We start from the raw sequence: 16,247 nt of genomic DNA on the forward strand, positions 1-16,247 counted from the left end.
CGTGCTGCTCCGCGCGAACGTCACCACCCCGGTCCCGTGCGGCGCCGTGTGCGCCGGGCCCCACCGGGTCGCCCTCGCCAGCTGTCGCTGTCACTAGAGCGCTGGCCGCTCCCGCTGCCCTCGCAGCCGGAGGCCCGCACGGGCACACCCCCCGCGCCAGCGCTCGCCCCTCGCGCCGCACCGGTCACCCCCCGGCGCTCGGCGGTCCTCCGGCAGCGCGCCCCGCGCGGCGCCGAGGGGGACGACGAGCCCCCGGCACGGCGCGCGACCCAGGAGCCGTCCCGGGCCCCCGCCCCGCCCCACCTCCCCCACCCCGCCACGCACCCGTGGCCCCGCACAGACGAGGACGACATGGCCCGCATCTACGACGACGCGACGCAGCTCATCGGCAACACCCCGCTGGTCCGCATCAACAAGCTGACCGAGGGCGCCGGCGCCACGGTGGTCGGCAAGCTCGAGTTCTACAACCCCGCGAGCTCGGTCAAGGACCGCATCGGCGTCGCGATCATCGACGCGGCCGAGGCGTCCGGCGAGCTCCCCGCCGGCGGCACCATCGTCGAGGCGACCAGCGGCAACACCGGCATCGCGCTCGCGTTCGTCGGCGCGGCCCGCGGCTACGACGTGGTCCTCACGATGCCCGAGACGATGTCGAAGGAGCGCCGCGCGCTGCTGCGTGCGTACGGCGCCGAGCTCATCCTGACCCCCGGCTCCGAGGGCATGAAGGGTGCGGTCAACCGTGCGAACGAGATCGCCGCGGAGCGCCCGGGCGCCGTGCTCGCGCGCCAGTTCGCGAACGCCGCCAACCCGGCGATCCACCGCGCGACGACCGCCGAGGAGATCTGGGCCGACACGGACGGCAAGATCGACATCTTCGTGGCCGGCATCGGCACGGGCGGGACCATCACGGGCGTCGGTCAGGTGCTCAAGGAGCGCAACCCCGACATCCAGGTCATCGCGGTCGAGCCGGCGGAGTCGCCGATCCTCAACGGCGGCCAGCCCGGCCCGCACAAGATCCAGGGCCTCGGCGCGAACTTCGTCCCGGAGATCCTCGACACGTCGGTCTACGACGAGGTGTTCGACGTCAACGCGGAGACGGCCGTCGAGTGGGCGCGCCGTGCGGCGAAGGAGGAGGGCCTGCTCGTCGGGATCTCGTCCGGCGCCGCGCTGTACGCCGCCGTGGAGGTCGCGAAGCGTCCCGAGAACGCGGGCAAGCTCATCGTCACCGTGATCCCGTCGTTCGGCGAGCGCTACCTGACGTCGATCCTCTACGCCGACCTGCTGGACTGACCGTGCCGTCGCTCACCCGCTTCCTCGGTGTCCTGCGCGAGGACCTCGACGTCGCGCGGCGCCGGGACCCCGCGGCCCGCTCCGTCGTCGAGGTCGCCCTCGGGTACCCGGGGGTGCACGCGGTGTGGGCGTACCGGCTGTTCCACCGCATGTGGCGTGAGCCCGGCCTGAGGCTGCCCGCGCGCCTGCTCTCGCAGGCGACGCGGGCGGCCACCGGCATCGAGATCCACCCGGGCGCGCGGCTCGGGCGCCGCCTGTTCATCGACCACGGCATGGGCGTCGTGATCGGCGAGACGGCGGTCGTGGGCGACGACGTCGTGCTGTTCCACGGCGCGACGCTCGGTGGCCGCACGATGCGGGTCGGCAAGCGGCACCCGACGCTCGGGAACGACGTCGTCGTGGGCGCGGGCGCCAAGATCCTGGGCCCGGTCTGGATCGGCGACGGAGCGCAGATCGGCGCGAACGCGGTCGTGGTCAAGGACGTGCCGGCGGGCTCGGTCGCCGTCGGGGTCCCGGCCGAGGTCCGGCGCCGGCCCGCGGCGTGGACGACCGAGGAGATCGTGGACGACCCCGCCATCTACATCTGACGGCTCCCCGGTCGTTCCCGACCACGCTCGCGGTGCACCTGACCTGGACGGTCACGACCTGACAGACTCCTCCCGGGCGCGACGAGGCGCCCGCACGAGGCAGGGACGAGGGCGCGATGCGACTGGGTTACCACACGGGCTACTGGTCGGCGGGTCCGCCGCAGGGCGCGCAGGAGGCCGTGCTCGCGGCCGAGCAGCTCGGGTTCGACTCGGTGTGGACCGCGGAGGCGTACGGGTCGGACGCCCTGACCCCGCTCGCCTGGTGGGGAGCCCGGACGTCGCGCGTCCGGCTCGGCACCGCGATCGCGCAGATCTCGGCACGCACCCCCACCGCGGCCGCGATGGCCGCGCTCACGCTCGACCACCTGTCCGGTGGGCGCTTCACGCTCGGCCTCGGGGCGTCCGGGCCGCAGGTCGTCGAGGGCTGGTACGGCCAGCCGTACCCACGCCCGCTGGCCCGCACGCGCGAGTACGTCGACGTGGTCAGGCAGGTGCTCGCCCGTGAGGCGCCGGTGACGTACGACGGGGCGTTCTACCAGCTCCCGCTCCAGGGCGGCGCCGGCCTCGGCAAGGCGCTGCGCTCGACGGTGCACCCGCTGCGCGCGGACCTGCCGGTCCACCTCGCCGCGGAAGGGCCCAAGAACGTCGCGCTGTCCGCCGAGATCGCGGACGGGTGGCTGCCGCTGTTCTACTCCCCGCGCATGGACGCGACCTACCGCGAGCTGCTGGCCGACGGCTTCGCGCGGCGCGGCGCGGGCGCGCGGCCCGCCGAGGAGTTCGAGGTGACCGCGACGGTGCCCGTCGTGCTGGACGACGACGTCGAGCGTGCGGCCGACCAGGTGCGGCCGTTCATCGCGCTGTACGCGGGCGGCATGGGCGCCAAGGGCGCGAACTTCCATCGCGACGTGCTGGACCGGCTCGGCTACGCGGACGCGTGCGACGAGATCCAGGCGCACTTCCTCGCCGGCGACCGCACCCGTGCGACGGCGGCGGTGCCGCTCGAGCTCGTGCAGGACGTCGCGCTCGTCGGACCTGCGGAGGAGATCCGGGGCCGGCTGCCGTCGTGGCAGAGCACCGCGATCACCACGCTGCTCGTGCAGGCGGACCCCAGCACGCTCCCGCGGATCGCCGCTCTGCTCGCCTGACCTGCGCCGACGCGCAGCACTGCGGAGCAGGCCCAAGGCCGACCGTCGCCGGGACGTCGGAGCGACCGCGGCCCCGGCTCGCCGCAGCCACCTCCGCCGCACGACGCCGTCGACCCGTCACGGCCCCTCGCGACGCCACCCGAGCGGGTGACGTCCGCAGCGGCATGCCTCGACCGGGTTGGCCCCGGCCCCCCGAGGGCGCTACTGTCGGGCCGTTCCCACTGTGTGAACAAGGTGTCCCAGAGTGTGGACACCTGACGGCGACGAGAGGCAGGCACATGGCGCACCGCACCCTGCCCGTCCCGTCGCGCGTCGTCGCGACGAGCTGTCGCGCGTGCTGTTGTCCGCAGCCGCACCTCAGCCGCGCCTGACGGGTCCGCCCGCCCAGACCCTCCCCGGTCCCCGACCGGACGCGCCCGCCGGTGCACCCACAGCCCGCAGCTCTCCAGCACGCGCGCACCCGGCCGGCGCCCAGCCCCGCCCCGGAGCCCGCGCCCGACTCCCCCAGGACGGCCATGGCCCTGACCTCTCCCCTCGCGAGCCGCACCCCCGGCTCCACGGGCGCCCACCCCGTCGCGCTGCGCGGCGTCGGCCGGACGTTCCCGACCGCCGCGGGGCCGCGCGTCGTGCTCCACGACGTCGAGCTCGAGCTCCCCGCGAGCGAGATCGTCGCGATCATCGGTCCCTCGGGCTGCGGCAAGTCGACGCTGCTGCGCCAGGTCGCCGGGCTCGACGTGCCGGACACCGGCGAGATCCTGCTCGACGGCAGCCCAGTCGCCGGGGTCGACACCCGCACCGCCGTGGCCTTCCAGGAGCCGCGCCTGCTGCCCTGGCGCACGCTCAGCCAGAACGTCGCGCTCGGCCTCCCGCGCGGCACGGAGCGGGCCGCCGGAGCCCGCCGCGTCGCCGAGCTGCTCGAGCTCGTGGGGCTCGCGTCGTCCGCGGGGCTGCGGCCCCGACAGGTCTCGGGCGGGATGGCGCAGCGCGCGTCCCTCGCCCGGGCGCTCGCCCGCAACCCCGGCGTGCTCCTCCTCGACGAGCCGTTCGGCGCGCTGGACGCCCTCACCCGGCTCAAGATGCAGGACCTCCTCCTCGAGATCCACGCCGCGGAGCCGACGACCGTGCTGCTCGTGACGCACGACGTCGAGGAGGCCCTCTACCTCGCCGACCGGGTCGTGCTGCTCACGACGCTGGCCGCCGCGGAGCCCGGGACCGGCTCCGTCCGCTCCGTCATCCGGGTGCCCGGTGACCGCCCGCGCGACCGCGCCGACCACGTGCTCGCCGAGCTGCGCGCCGAGCTCCTCGAGGGCCTCGGGGTGCCGACGCACCACCGCAGCCCCGACGACCCGGACCTGCACCACTCCATCTGACCTTCGCTCCCCCACCCGCGCCGTCCCCCCGGCGCACCACCCGAGAGAGAGACCATGAAGATCCGTACCGCACTGCCCGCCGCCGCCCTCGTCACCGTGCTGGCCACGAGCGTGCTGAGCGGCTGCGTCGCGGGCGAGGGCGCCGCCGCCGAGCCCGACGACGCGGCCACGCCCGCAGCCGACGCCGGCTGGAGCGACACCGAGCTCACCCTCGACTTCGCGACCTACAACCCGCTCAGCCTCGTCATCAAGGAGCAGGGCTGGATCGAGGAGACCCTCGGTGACGACGTGACCGTCACCTGGGTCCAGTCGGCCGGCTCGAACAAGGCCAACGAGGCGCTGCGTGCCGGTGCCGTCGACGTCGGCTCGACCGCCGGCTCCGCAGCCCTGCTCGCGCGCGCCAACGGCTCGCCGATCAAGGTCATCGACATCTACTCCCAGCCGGAGTGGGCGGCCATCGTCGTGCCCGCGGGCTCGGACATCACCGACGTGAAGCAGCTCGCCGGCAAGTCCGTCGCCGCGACCAAGGGCACCGACCCGTACTTCTTCCTGCTCCAGTCGCTCGACGAGGCCGGCGTCCCGCTCGCCGACGTCGAGGTGCAGAACCTCCAGCACGCCGACGGCAAGGCCGCGCTCGAGAACGGCAGCGTCCAGGCGTGGTCCGGCCTCGACCCGCTCATGGCCGCGAGCGAGGCGACCGCGGGCTCGAAGCTGATCTACCGCAACATCGACTTCAACACCTACGGCTTCCTCAACGCGACCGAGGAGTTCCTCACCGAGAACCCCGACCTCGCGCAGGTCGTCGTCGACGCGTACGAGAAGGCACGGGCGTGGGCGCAGGAGAACCCCGAGGAGGTCGCCGCGATCCTCGCCGAGGTCGCCGCGATCGACCCGGCCGTCGCCACGACGGTCATCACCGAGCGCACCAACCTCGCCGTCGACCCGGTCCCCGGCGACGCGCAGCGTGAGGTGCTCGAGGTCGTCGGCCCGATCTTCGTCGAGTCCGGCGACGTCGCGAGCCAGGACCTCATCGACGACGCGCTCGAGGCGCTCCTCGAGCCGGCGTTCGCCGAGAAGGCCGACCCGAGCACGATCGCGGACTGAGCTTCCGTGCCGGTCCCCTGCGCCGCCCCGTGCGGCGCAGGGGCCGGCGGGGACGACCCGCCCTCGCGACCTCCGGGCCGCACACCGCACCACTTCGCACCCGCACCACCTGGAGCACTCATGACGATCCCCGGCAGCCTCGGGGCCGGACCGGTGACCGACGACGAGGGCCGCGTCCGCGCGGGCCTGAACCCGTTCGCGTCGTCCCCCACCGCGAACGAGTCGGACGGGGACCCCGCGGGCCGTGACCAGGCGGACGCGGGCTTGGCCATCGCGGGCGTGGCCGTCACGGGCGGCACCCCCGCCCGCGGCCACCGCCGCCCGGCGCTCTCGCACGCCTGGGTGCGTGCCGTCCTCGGTGCGGTGCTGCCGCTCACGCTGCTCGGCGTGTGGCACGTGGTGACCGCGGCGGAGCTCGTCCCGGCCTACCAGCTCCCGGCGCCCGCGTCGGTGTGGACCGCGGCGGTCGACCTCGCCGAGCGGGGGCAGCTCGGGCAGTTCACCGCGATCTCCACCCAGCGCGTGCTGCTCGGCTTCGCGATCGGCGGCAGCCTCGGCCTCCTGGTCGGGGCACTCGTCGGGCTCTCGCGCGTCGCGAGCGCCCTGCTCGCGCCCACGATCGGCGCCGTGCGCGCGGTTCCCTCGCTCGCGTGGATCCCGCTCCTGATCCTCTGGATGAAGATCGGCGAGGAGTCCAAGATCACGCTCATCGCGATCGGGGCGTTCTTCCCGGTCTACACGACCGTCGCTGCCGCGCTGCGCCACGTCGACCCCCACCTCGTCGAGGTCGGGCGCGCGTACGGCCTGCGCGCCGTCTCGCTCTTCAGCCGCGTGCAGCTGCCGGCGGTGCTGCCCTCGATGGTGTCGGGTCTGCGCCTCGCGCTCGCGCAGTCGTGGCTCTTCCTCGTCGCCGCGGAGCTCATCGCGTCGTCGATGGGCCTCGGGTTCCTGCTCATGGACTCGGGGAACAACGGCCGGATCGACCGGCTCCTGCTCGCGATCGTCCTGCTCGCCCTGCTCGGGAAGCTCACCGACTCGCTGATCGGCCTCGCCGAGAAGCACCTGCTCCGGAGGTGGTCGTGACGACCGGCACCGAGACCGTGACCACGCACGCCCGCGAGCGCTCCTACCCGGCGCCGGCCGCGTTCGCCGCACGGGCCCAGGTCGGCCCGGCCGAGCACGCCCGGCTCTCCGCCGCTGCCGACGCCGACCCGGTCGCGTTCTGGGAGGACGCCGCCCGGCGGCTGCAGTGGGACACGCCCTGGCACACCGCGCACACGTGGTCGCCCGCGGTCCCCACGAGCGACGAGCCCGATGCTCCGCTGAGCGTCCCCGAGGCGCGGTGGTTCCTGGGCGGGACGCTCAACGTCGCCGTGAACTGCGTCGACCGGCACGTCGCCGCGGGCCGGGGCGACAAGGTCGCGCTGTTCTTCGAGGGCGAGCCGGGCGACCGCCGGGCCGTGACCTACGCGGACCTGCAGCGTGAGGTGGCCCGCGCCGCGAACGCGCTCACGGCGCTCGGCGTCGGGAAGGGCGACCGGGTCGTCGTCTACCTGCCCGTGCTCGTCGAGACCGTCGTCGTCACGCTCGCGATCGCCCGGATCGGCGCCGTCCACTCGCTCGTCTTCGGCGGGTTCTCCGCCGAGGCCGTGCGGTTCCGGCTCCAGGACACCGGCGCGAAGCTGCTCGTGACGTCCGACGGGCAGTTCCGACGCGGCGTCGCGACACCCACGAAGGCGACCGCGGACCAGGCGGCCGCGGGGCTCGACACGCTCGAGCACGTCCTCGTGGTGCGCCGCACCGGCGACGCGACGCCCGACGTCCCGTGGACGGAGGGCCGCGACGTCTGGTGGCACGACGCCATCGACGCCGCGAGCGACGTGCACGAGGCGGAGTCGTTCGACTCCGAGACCCCGCTGTTCATCATCTACACCTCCGGCACGACGGGGCGGCCCAAGGGGCTCGTGCACACCGCGGGCGGCTACCTCACGCAGGCGTCGTGGTCGCACTGGCTGCACTTCGACGCGCGCGACGACGACGTGCACTGGTGCACCGCCGACCTCGCCTGGGTCACCGCCCACACGTACGAGATCTACGGCCCGCTCTCCAACGGCCTGACCCAGGTGATCTACGAGGGCGTCCCGAACGCCCCGCACCAGGAGCGTCACCTCGAGATCATCGAGCGGTACGGCGTGACGGTCTACTACACGGCCCCGACGCTCATCCGGACCTTCATGACGTGGTTCGGCGACGACCTTCCCGGCGGGCACGACCTGTCGTCGATCCGGCTGCTCGGGAGCGTCGGCGAGGCGATCAACCCCGAGGCGTGGGCGTGGTTCCACCGCAACCTCGGCCGCGGCGAGGCGCCGGTCGTCGACACGTGGTGGCAGTCCGAGACGGGCGCGGCGATCGTCGCGCCCGTGCCCGGCGTCTCGACCCTCAAGCCCGGCTCGGCGACCCGGCCGTCGCTCGGGGTCTCGGCCCGCGTGGTCGACGAGCGGGGAGAGCTCAGCGCGCCCGGCGAGCAGGGCTTCCTCGTGCTCGACCGGACCTGGCCCGCGATGGCCCGCACGATCTGGAACGACCGCGAGCGGTACCGCGACGCGTACTGGTCCCGGTACGCCGCGCAGGGCTGGTTCTTCGCGGGCGACGGCGCGCGGTACGACGAGGACGGCGACATCTGGCTGCTCGGGCGCGTCGACGAGGCGATCAACGTCTCGGGCCACCTGCTCTCGACCATCGAGATCGAGTCGGCGCTCGTCGCGCACCCGGCCGTCGGCGAGGCGGGCGTCACGGGCGTGCACGACGCGCTCACCGGCCAGGGCATCGCCGCGTTCGTCGTGCCGACGACGCCGCCCGGTCCCGTCGAGGACGTCGCGTCGTGGCGGGCGGCGGCAGCGGCGCTGCGCGAGGAGCTGCGGGCGCACGTCGCGACGGCGATCGGCCCGATCGCGAAGCCGCGCGACGTCGTCGTCGTCCCCGAGGTGCCCAAGACCCGCTCGGGCAAGATCCTGCGCCGCCTGCTCGCCCAGCTGCGCGACGGCGGGACGCTCGGCGACACGACCTCGCTGCAGAACCCGTGGGCGGTCGAGGAGATCGCCCGGATCCTGGGTACGGTGCAGCCGGGCACGTCAGCCGCCGACGTGACCCACCCCCGCACGACCGAGGCCGAGGAGGCCCGCACCGCATGACCGACCACCGTTTCGGGTTCCGCACCCGTGCGCTGCACGCCGGGGCCATCCCCGACGCCGCGACCGGCGCGCGCGCCGTCCCGATCTACCAGTCGACCTCGTTCGTGTTCCAGGACACGACCGACGCCGCGACGCTGTTCGCGCTGCAGAAGTACGGCAACATCTACTCGCGCATCGGCAACCCCACGGTCGCCGCGTTCGAGGAGCGCATCGCCTCGCTCGAGGGCGGGATCGGCGCCGTCGCGACCGCGTCCGGCATGGCCGCCGAGTTCATCGTGTTCGCGGCCCTCGTCGGCGCGGGTGACCACGTCGTCGCGGCGGCCCAGCTCTACGGCGGGACCGTCACGCAGCTCGACGTGACGCTGCGCCGGTTCGGCGTCGAGACCACGTTCGTGCGCGGCACCGACCCCGCCGACTTCGCCGCGGCGATCCGCCCCGAGACCAAGGTCGTGTACGTCGAGTCGATCGCGAACCCGTCGGGCGAGATCGCCGACCTCGCCGGGCTCGCCGAGGTCGCGCACGCCGCCGGCGTCCCCCTCGTCGTCGACTCGACGCTCGCGACCCCGTACCTGCTCCGGCCGATCGAGCACGGTGCGGACATCGTCATCCACTCGGCGACGAAGTTCCTCGGCGGGCACGGCACGACGCTCGGCGGTGTCGTGGTCGAGTCGGGCCGGTTCGACTGGGGCAACGGGCGCTTCCCGCAGATGACCGAGCCCGTGCCGTCGTACGGCGGCGTGAGCTGGTGGGAGAACTTCGGCGAGTACGGCTTCCTCACCAAGCTGCGCAGCGAGCAGCTCCGCGACATCGGCCCGGCGCTGTCCGCGCAGTCGGCGTTCCAGCTGCTCCAGGGCGTCGAGACCCTGCCGCAGCGCCTCGACGCGCACCTCGCGAACGCCCACGCGGTCGCCCGGTGGCTCGAGGAGGACCCGCGCGTGTCCTACGTGAACTGGGCCGGGCTGCCGAGCCACCCCCACCACGAGCGCGCCGCGCGGTACCTGCCGCAGGGACCGGGCTCGGTCTTCGCGTTCGGGCTCGCGGCGACGCCCGAGCGGGACGGCCGCGAGGTCGGCCGCCGCTTCATCGAGGCGCTGCAGCTCGCGAGCCACCTCGCGAACATCGGCGACGCCCGCACGCTCGTCATTCACCCCGCGTCGACGACGCACCAGCAGCTGAGCGCCGAGCAGCTCGTCGCGGCGGGCATCCCCGCCGACCTCGTCCGGCTCAGCGTCGGCATCGAGGACGTCGAGGACATCCTGTGGGACCTCGACCAGGCCCTCACCGAGGCGAGCGGAGCGACCCGATGAGCACCGTCATCCCCCCGGTCGGCGGCGGCGACGCGTGCGCGGTGCCGGCTGGGTCCCCCGTGCCGTCGACCTCGGCCGAGCGCGACCCCGCGCCCGCCCCGGCCCGCACGTGGACCGGCCCCGGCGCCCAGGAGCGGCTCGCGCTGCTGCGGCGCACGCGCACGGTCGCGATCGTCGGGGCCTCGACCAACCCCGCGCGCGCGAGCTACTTCGTGTCGACGTACCTGCTGTCGAGCTCGCCGTACGAGGTGTACTTCGTCAACCCGCGCGCGAGCGAGATCCTCGGCCGACCGGTGTACCCGTCGCTCGCGGCGCTGCCGGTCGTGCCCGACCTCGTCGACGTGTTCCGCCGTCACGACGACCTCCCCAGCGTGCTCGACGACACGCTCGCGGTCGGCGCGAAGGCGCTGTGGCTCCAGCTGGGGTCGTGGCACGAGGACGTCGCCCGCCGGGGCGAGGCCGCGGGACTCGAGGTCGTCATGGACCGCTGCCTCAAGATCGAGCACGCGCGCTTCCACGGCGGCCTGCACCTCGCGGGCTTCGACACGGGCGTGATCAGCTCGCGGCGCGCCTCGTCGTGACGGGGGCGCCGGTCCGGACCGTGCGCCCGGACCGGCCCGACGCCCCGACCCGGAGCACCTGCGACGCGCGGCGCGGCCGCACGCTCGCGACGGACGACGGCTGACGCCCGCCCCGGTGCGGGCGTCAGTCGTCGTCCGGGAACCAGATCGCCCGGCGCAGCGCGACGCGGGTGCCGTCGGGCGTGAGGGGGGTGCCCTCGGCGCCGAGCTGGTCGAGCGCCCGCCGCGCCGCGTGCACGGGCGGGCGGCCGGCGGCGTTCACGACGCGCCACCACGGGACCCCGCTGCCGGCGCGCGCGAGCACCTGACCGACCTGGCGCGGACCGCCGCGCGCGGTGCCGCCCGACGCCGTGAGCCCGTCGGCGACGACCTCGGCGATCGTGCCGTAGGTCATCGCCCGCCCCGCCGGGATCCGCTCGACGAGGTCGAGGACCGCCTCGAGGTACTCCTCGTCCACCGCGCCCTCCCCGGTCAGTCGCGGTGCAGGAGCACGAGGGCACGGTCGTCGTTCTCGCCCGCGCGCACCTCGGCGAGCACGGCCTCCGCGCCGCCGCGCCGGGTCGCGAGGAGCTGCTCCGCAGCGCCCATGAGCCGGTCGATGCCCAGGTCGAGGTCGTAGCCGGGCATCTCGACGAGCCCGTCGGTGTACAGCAGGAGCACGTCGCCGTGGTCGAGCCGCCCCGAGCGCGCGGTGTAGGTCACGCCGCCGACGACCCCGAGCGCCGGGCTGCCGACCGTGTCGACGACGTCGATGCGTCCGGAGCCCGCGTGCAGGTGCACTGCGGGCGGGTGCCCCGCCGACGAGATCCAGTACTCGCCCGTGCCCAGGTGGACCGCGACGTGCACCGCGGTCGCGAACCCCTCCTCCCACGCCTGGGAGAGCAGGTACTCGTTGGCTGCCGCGAGGAACTCCGTGCGCGGCATCGAGCCGAGCAGCCCTCCGAACGCACCGGACAGCAGCAGCGAGCGCACCCCGGCGTCCTGCCCCTTGCCCGAGACGTCGACGAGCACCATCTCGAGCTGGTCGCCGCGCTCGCGCTTCGTGGCGACCATGAAGTCCCCGGAGAACGCCTCGGCGTGCGCCGACCGGAGCGCGGTGTCGACGCGCCAGCCGGGCGGGAGCGGCGGGATGCGGCCGTGCGCCGCGAGGCGGTCGCGCAGGTCGACGAGCATGAGCTCGCCCGGCGCACCCTGGAGGCCGAGCCGTGCGCGGGCCCGCGCGAAGGACAGCACGGCCACGACGGAGATCGCGAGCACCACGAGCACCCCGGGGACGAGGGTCCGCAGGCCGGTCGACCACAGCAGCACGATCTCCACGAGGACGAACGCGCACAGCACGACCATGCCGCCGAAGCGCAGCAGGAACGCGCCCACGAGCAGGAGCAGCAGGAACGTCGCGGGCGGCACCCAGTCCGGGAACGCGAGCGCCCCGAGCACGATGAGGACGCTCAGCCCGGTGAGCGCCGCGGTCAGGACGACCTGCGACTGCAGCCCGAGGCGTCGTTGCCGCGCGGCGACCCGGGCGCGCACGGACGCGCGGCCCCGCCTGGGGACCCCCGATGTCGTCACGTCGTGAGGGTATCCAGGGCGCGGGTCCGGGGACAGGCGGACGCGGCCCGAAATGCACGTGACCTGCGCCGCCACCCGCCGGAGGATGGCGGCATGACCTCTGCTCCCGCCGGTTACCGCGTCGTCGAGATCCCCGAGTCGCGCAAGGACGAGCTCCTCGAGGTCGACCACCTCGCCTTCGCCTTCGAGCCCGACGCGGAGACGTCCGCGCAGGTCCCGATGACGCTCGAGTGGGACCGGACCGTCGGCGTCGAGGCGCCGGACGGCACGCTCGCCGCCGTGCACGGCTCGTTCCGCCTCGTGCTGCCCGTGCCGGGCGGCTCGGTGCCGTGCGCCGGGCTGACGTGGGTCGGCACGCGGCCGGACCAGCGCCGGCGCGGGCTGCTGCCCACGATGGTCGACGCGCACGTCGCGCGGTCGCTGGACCGCGGAGAGCCGGTGTCGGCGCTCTACGCGGCGGAGACGGCGATCTACGGCCGGTTCGGCTACGGCAGCGCTGCCCAGAGCGTCCGGATGACCGTCCCCCGCGGTGCCGCCCTGCGTCCCGTGCCGGGGTCGGACGCCCTGGCCGTGCGGTACGAGAAGGTCGACCCGGACGTGCACGGGCCGCTCGTGCAGAGCGTGCACGTCGCGGCGGGCGCGGGCCGCCCGGGCTGGGTCACGCGCGACACGGACGCCCTGCGGCGCAAGCACCTGGCCGACCCGCCGGCGTGGCGCGACGGTGCCGAGCCGCTGCGCGTCGTCACGGTCCTCGACGGTGACGAGCCCCGCGGCTACGCGCTCCTGCGCCGCAAGGAGGTGTGGACGGACGGGCAGCCCGCGATGGTCGTGCGGGTGCACGACCTCGCCGCGCTCGACGCGGCCGCCGCGCACCGCCTCTGGTCGGTGCTGCTCGACCTCGACCTGACCTCGGTCGTCGAGACCCCGGGGCTCGCCGTGGACGACGCGCTCGTGCAGCTGCTCCTCGACCCGCGCGGCCCGCGTCCTCGCGTCGCCGACAACCTGTGGCTGCGGGTCCTCGACGTCCGTACCGCGCTCGCCGCCCGCCGGTGGAGCGCGCCGGTCGACGTCGTGCTCGAGGTGCAGGACGCGCGGCTGCCCGCGAACGCCGGGCGGTGGCGCCTCACGACGGGGGAGCCCGGCGCCGACGGCACGTGGGGCGCACGCGTCGAGCCGACGCACGACCCGGCCGACGTCGCGCTCGACGTGCGCGAGCTCGGGGCCGTCTACCTGGGCGGACGCTCGCTAGGCGCGCTCGGCCGGGCCGGGCTGGTCACCGAGCTCGTGCCGGGGACGCTGCACCGGGCGTCCGCGGCCTTCGGGTGGCCGCTCGCGCCGGTGTGCAGCTGGTCGTTCTGACGCGGGCCCGGTCGGCTGCGCGCGGAGGCCGGGGCGAGGGAGGGCCGGTCCCCCGAGCGTCAGCGACCGGACCCGTACGCCGTCAGCAGGTCGATCCGGCGCTGGTGGCGCGGGTCGCCGCTGAAGGGCTCGGCGACGAAGGCCTCGACGAGCGCGACGGCGTCGTCGACCGAGTGCTGACGCGCGCCGATCGCGATGACGTTCGCGTCGTTGTGCTGCCGGCCGAGCTGCGCCGTCTCGGTGCTCCACGCGAGGACGGCACGGACGCCGGGCACCTTGTTCGCGGCGATCTGCTCGCCGTTGCCCGACCCGCCGATCACGATGCCGAGCGAGCCGGGCTCGGCGACGACGGCCTCGCCCGCCGCGAAGCACACCGGGGGGTAGTCGTCCTGCGCGTCGTACTCGTGCGCGCCGTGGTCCACGACCTCGTGCCCCGCAGCCTGCAGGTGCTCGGTGAGGGCGGACTTGAGCTCGAAACCGGCGTGGTCGGCGGCGACGTGGATGCGCATGGGCCGATTCTGCCGCATCGTGGACCGACCGCGCGGAGCCGTCCGGGGCCCTCTCCGTCCGCCGCCCGCCGAGCAGCCGCCCGGCCACCCGCGGCCGCTGCACGCCTCCAGCGAACACCGCGGCGCGGCCCGTCACCGGCGAGCACGCCGCGCCTACGCTGGGTGCTCGCGCACGAGGAGAGCTCGTGGGACGCCCGAGGAGAGCGAGAGAACGCATGGCACGCAGCGGCATCGACCTGACCGCGCTCGACACCGACGTCCGCCCCCAGGACGACCTCTACGCGCACGTCAACGGCCGGTGGGTCGCGTCGCACGAGATCCCCGCGGACCGGGCGACGGACGGTGCGTTCCGGGCGCTGCACGACCGCGCGGAGGAGCAGGTCCGGGTCATCATCGAGGAGGCTGCGGCGCGCGCGGCCGCGGGCGAGGGCGCGGGCGTCGAGGCGCAGGTCGGCGCGCTCTACGCGAGCTTCATGGACGAGGACGGGGTCGAGCTCGCGGGCGTCGAGCCGCTGCGCGCGGACCTCGCCCTGGTCGACGGCGCGACCTCCGCGGTGGAGCTCACGGAGGCCCTCGGCAGGCTCCAGCGCACCGGCGGCGCGGGCGCGGTCGGCTTCTGGGTCGACAACGACGCCAAGGACCCGACGCGGTACGTCGTGTACCTCGTGCAGTCGGGCCTCGGGCTGCCCGACGAGTCGTACTACCGCGACGCGCAGTACGCCGAGGTGCTCGCGGCGTACCGCCCCCACGTCGCCCGGATGCTGCGCCTCGGCGGCGCGGCGGCGGACGCCGAGCAGGCCGACGAGCTCGCGGGCCGGGTCGTCGCGCTCGAGACGCAGCTCGCCGCCGGGCACTGGGACGTCGTCAAGGACCGGGACGCGGACCTGACGTACAACCCCACGACGCTCGACGCGCTCGCCGCGTCCGCCCCGGGCTTCGACTGGCACGCGTGGGCCCGCGCGCTCGGTGCGCCCGAGGCGGCGCTCGAGCAGCTCGTGGTGCGCGAGCCGTCGTTCGCCGAGGCGTTCGCGCGGCTGTGGACCGAGCTGCCGCTCGAGGACTGGAAGGCGTGGCTCGCCTACCACCTCGTCTCCGCGCGTGCGCCGTACCTCCCGCGCGAGGTCGTCGAGGCCAACTTCGACTTCTACGGCCGCACGCTGACGGGCGCGCAGGAGCTGCGGGACCGCTGGAAGCGTGGCGTCGCGCTCGTCCAGGCGGCGCTCGGCGAGGCCGTCGGCAAGGTCTACGTCGAGCGGCACTTCCCCGCGGAGCACAAGCAGCGCATGGAGGTGCTCGTCGGGCACCTCGTCGAGGCGTACCGCGAGTCGATCGGCGAGCTCGACTGGATGGGTGAGGAGACGCGGGTCAAGGCGCTCGCGAAGCTCGACGCGTTCACGCCCAAGATCGGCTTCCCGGCGCGGTGGCGCGACTACTCGGCGCTCGTGGTCGAGCCCGGCGACCTGCTGGGGAACGTGCGGCGCGCCAACGCGTTCGAGCAGGACCGTGAGCTGGCGAAGATCGGGAAGCCGATCGACCGCGACGAGTGGTTCATGACGCCGCAGACCGTCAACGCGTACTACAACCCGGGCATGAACGAGATCGTGTTCCCGGCCGCGATCCTCCAGCCGCCGTTCTTCGACGCCGAGGCCGACGACGCGGTGAACTTCGGCGGGATCGGCGCGGTCATCGGGCACGAGATCGGGCACGGCTTCGACGACCAGGGCTCGAAGTACGACGGCGACGGCCGGCTCGAGGACTGGTGGACGGCCGAGGACCGTGCGGAGTTCGAGACGCGCGCGGCGGCGCTCGTCGCGCAGTACTCCGCGTTCTCCCCCGCGCAGCTCGGAGACGAGCACCGCGTGAACGGCGCGCTCACGGTCGGCGAGAACATCGGCGACCTCGGCGGGCTCACGATCGCGCTCAAGGCCTACCGGCTCGCGCTCGGCCGCCCGCTCGACGAGGCCCCGGTGATCGACGGGCTGACCGGCGTGCAGCGCGTGCTGCTCGGCTGGGCGCAGGTCTGGCAGACCAAGGCGCGCGACGAGGAGGCGGTCCGCCGCCTCGCGGTCGACCCGCACGCGCCCGCGGAGTTCCGCTGCAACGGGGTGCTGAGCAACCTCGACGAGTTCTACACGGCGTACGACGTGCAGCCCGGCGACGCGCTGTACCTCGCGCCCGAGGAGCGCGTGCGCATCTGGTGAGGCGACGGGCCGGGTCCCCGCGGTGACGCGGGGGCCC

The 16,247-nt window shown here is 74.7% G+C and carries 14 protein-coding genes; 11 read left to right on the forward strand and 3 right to left on the reverse strand.

Annotation, left to right across the window (positions count from 1 at the left end; translation table 11 throughout):
- The first annotated feature begins 351 nt into the window (after positions 1 to 351).
- From cysK to ACWFNE_RS14885, 9 genes are all read left to right on the forward strand, one after another.
- The gene (gene cysK, locus ACWFNE_RS14845) at positions 352 to 1,287 is read left to right on the forward strand and encodes a cysteine synthase A (protein WP_452123197.1); all 936 of its coding nucleotides are present in this window, start codon (positions 352 to 354) and stop codon (positions 1,285 to 1,287) included.
- Positions 1,288 to 1,289: 2 nt separating this feature from the next.
- Entirely contained in the window at positions 1,290 to 1,874 is a 585-nt protein-coding gene (gene epsC / locus ACWFNE_RS14850) for a serine O-acetyltransferase EpsC (RefSeq protein WP_452123198.1), read from the forward strand.
- A gap of 116 nt (positions 1,875 to 1,990) precedes the next feature.
- Positions 1,991 to 3,019, forward strand: a complete 1,029-nt coding sequence (locus tag ACWFNE_RS14855; protein ID WP_452123199.1) for an LLM class F420-dependent oxidoreductase — start codon at positions 1,991 to 1,993, stop codon at positions 3,017 to 3,019.
- A 515-nt stretch (positions 3,020 to 3,534) separates the two neighbouring features.
- Positions 3,535 to 4,389: an ABC transporter ATP-binding protein gene (locus ACWFNE_RS14860; protein ID WP_452123200.1), complete on the forward strand. Its 855-nt coding sequence runs from the start codon at positions 3,535 to 3,537 to the stop codon at positions 4,387 to 4,389.
- Between the two features lie 54 nt (positions 4,390 to 4,443).
- The gene (locus ACWFNE_RS14865; RefSeq protein ID WP_452123201.1) at positions 4,444 to 5,493 is read left to right on the forward strand and encodes an aliphatic sulfonate ABC transporter substrate-binding protein; all 1,050 of its coding nucleotides are present in this window, start codon (positions 4,444 to 4,446) and stop codon (positions 5,491 to 5,493) included.
- 120 nt (positions 5,494 to 5,613) lie between these two features.
- Complete coding sequence (locus ACWFNE_RS14870; protein ID WP_452123202.1) at positions 5,614 to 6,576, forward strand: ABC transporter permease; 963 nt, start codon at positions 5,614 to 5,616, stop codon at positions 6,574 to 6,576.
- Positions 6,573 to 8,684, forward strand: coding sequence for an acetate--CoA ligase (gene acs, locus ACWFNE_RS14875; RefSeq protein WP_452123203.1), 2,112 nt, complete (start codon positions 6,573 to 6,575; stop codon positions 8,682 to 8,684). Before ACWFNE_RS14870 ends, acs begins: the two co-directional genes overlap by 4 nt.
- Positions 8,681 to 9,991, forward strand: coding sequence for an O-acetylhomoserine aminocarboxypropyltransferase/cysteine synthase family protein (locus tag ACWFNE_RS14880; protein ID WP_452123204.1), 1,311 nt, complete (start codon positions 8,681 to 8,683; stop codon positions 9,989 to 9,991). Before acs ends, ACWFNE_RS14880 begins: the two co-directional genes overlap by 4 nt.
- Complete coding sequence (locus ACWFNE_RS14885; RefSeq protein ID WP_452123205.1) at positions 9,988 to 10,572, forward strand: CoA-binding protein; 585 nt, start codon at positions 9,988 to 9,990, stop codon at positions 10,570 to 10,572. The genes ACWFNE_RS14880 and ACWFNE_RS14885 overlap by 4 nt, the downstream gene beginning before the upstream one ends.
- Before the next feature lie 124 nt (positions 10,573 to 10,696).
- Here the strand turns inward: ACWFNE_RS14885 and ACWFNE_RS14890 are convergent, their stop codons facing one another.
- Positions 10,697 to 11,029, reverse strand: a complete 333-nt coding sequence (locus ACWFNE_RS14890) for an MGMT family protein (RefSeq protein WP_452123206.1) — start codon at positions 11,027 to 11,029, stop codon at positions 10,697 to 10,699.
- A gap of 14 nt (positions 11,030 to 11,043) precedes the next feature.
- The gene (locus ACWFNE_RS14895) at positions 11,044 to 12,141 is read right to left on the reverse strand and encodes a PP2C family protein-serine/threonine phosphatase (RefSeq protein ID WP_452123207.1); all 1,098 of its coding nucleotides are present in this window, start codon (positions 12,139 to 12,141) and stop codon (positions 11,044 to 11,046) included.
- A gap of 93 nt (positions 12,142 to 12,234) precedes the next feature.
- Here ACWFNE_RS14895 and ACWFNE_RS14900 point away from each other — a divergent pair, with 93 nt between their 5' ends.
- Positions 12,235 to 13,500 (forward strand): GNAT family N-acetyltransferase, encoded by a 1,266-nt coding sequence (locus ACWFNE_RS14900; protein ID WP_452123208.1) that lies wholly within the window; start codon positions 12,235 to 12,237, stop codon positions 13,498 to 13,500.
- Positions 13,501 to 13,559: 59 nt separating this feature from the next.
- Here the strand turns inward: ACWFNE_RS14900 and ACWFNE_RS14905 are convergent, their stop codons facing one another.
- Positions 13,560 to 14,009 carry a ribose-5-phosphate isomerase gene (locus ACWFNE_RS14905; protein ID WP_452123209.1) on the reverse strand — a complete coding sequence of 150 codons (450 nt, stop codon included), beginning with the start codon at positions 14,007 to 14,009 and terminating at the stop codon, positions 13,560 to 13,562.
- A 215-nt stretch (positions 14,010 to 14,224) separates the two neighbouring features.
- On the opposite strand from ACWFNE_RS14905, the gene ACWFNE_RS14910 reads away from it, so the two are divergent.
- Positions 14,225 to 16,210 carry a M13 family metallopeptidase gene (locus ACWFNE_RS14910; RefSeq protein WP_452123210.1) on the forward strand — a complete coding sequence of 662 codons (1,986 nt, stop codon included), beginning with the start codon at positions 14,225 to 14,227 and terminating at the stop codon, positions 16,208 to 16,210.
- Positions 16,211 to 16,247 lie beyond the last annotated feature (37 nt).

It is taken from the genome of Cellulomonas sp. NPDC055163 (genome assembly GCF_053607065.1).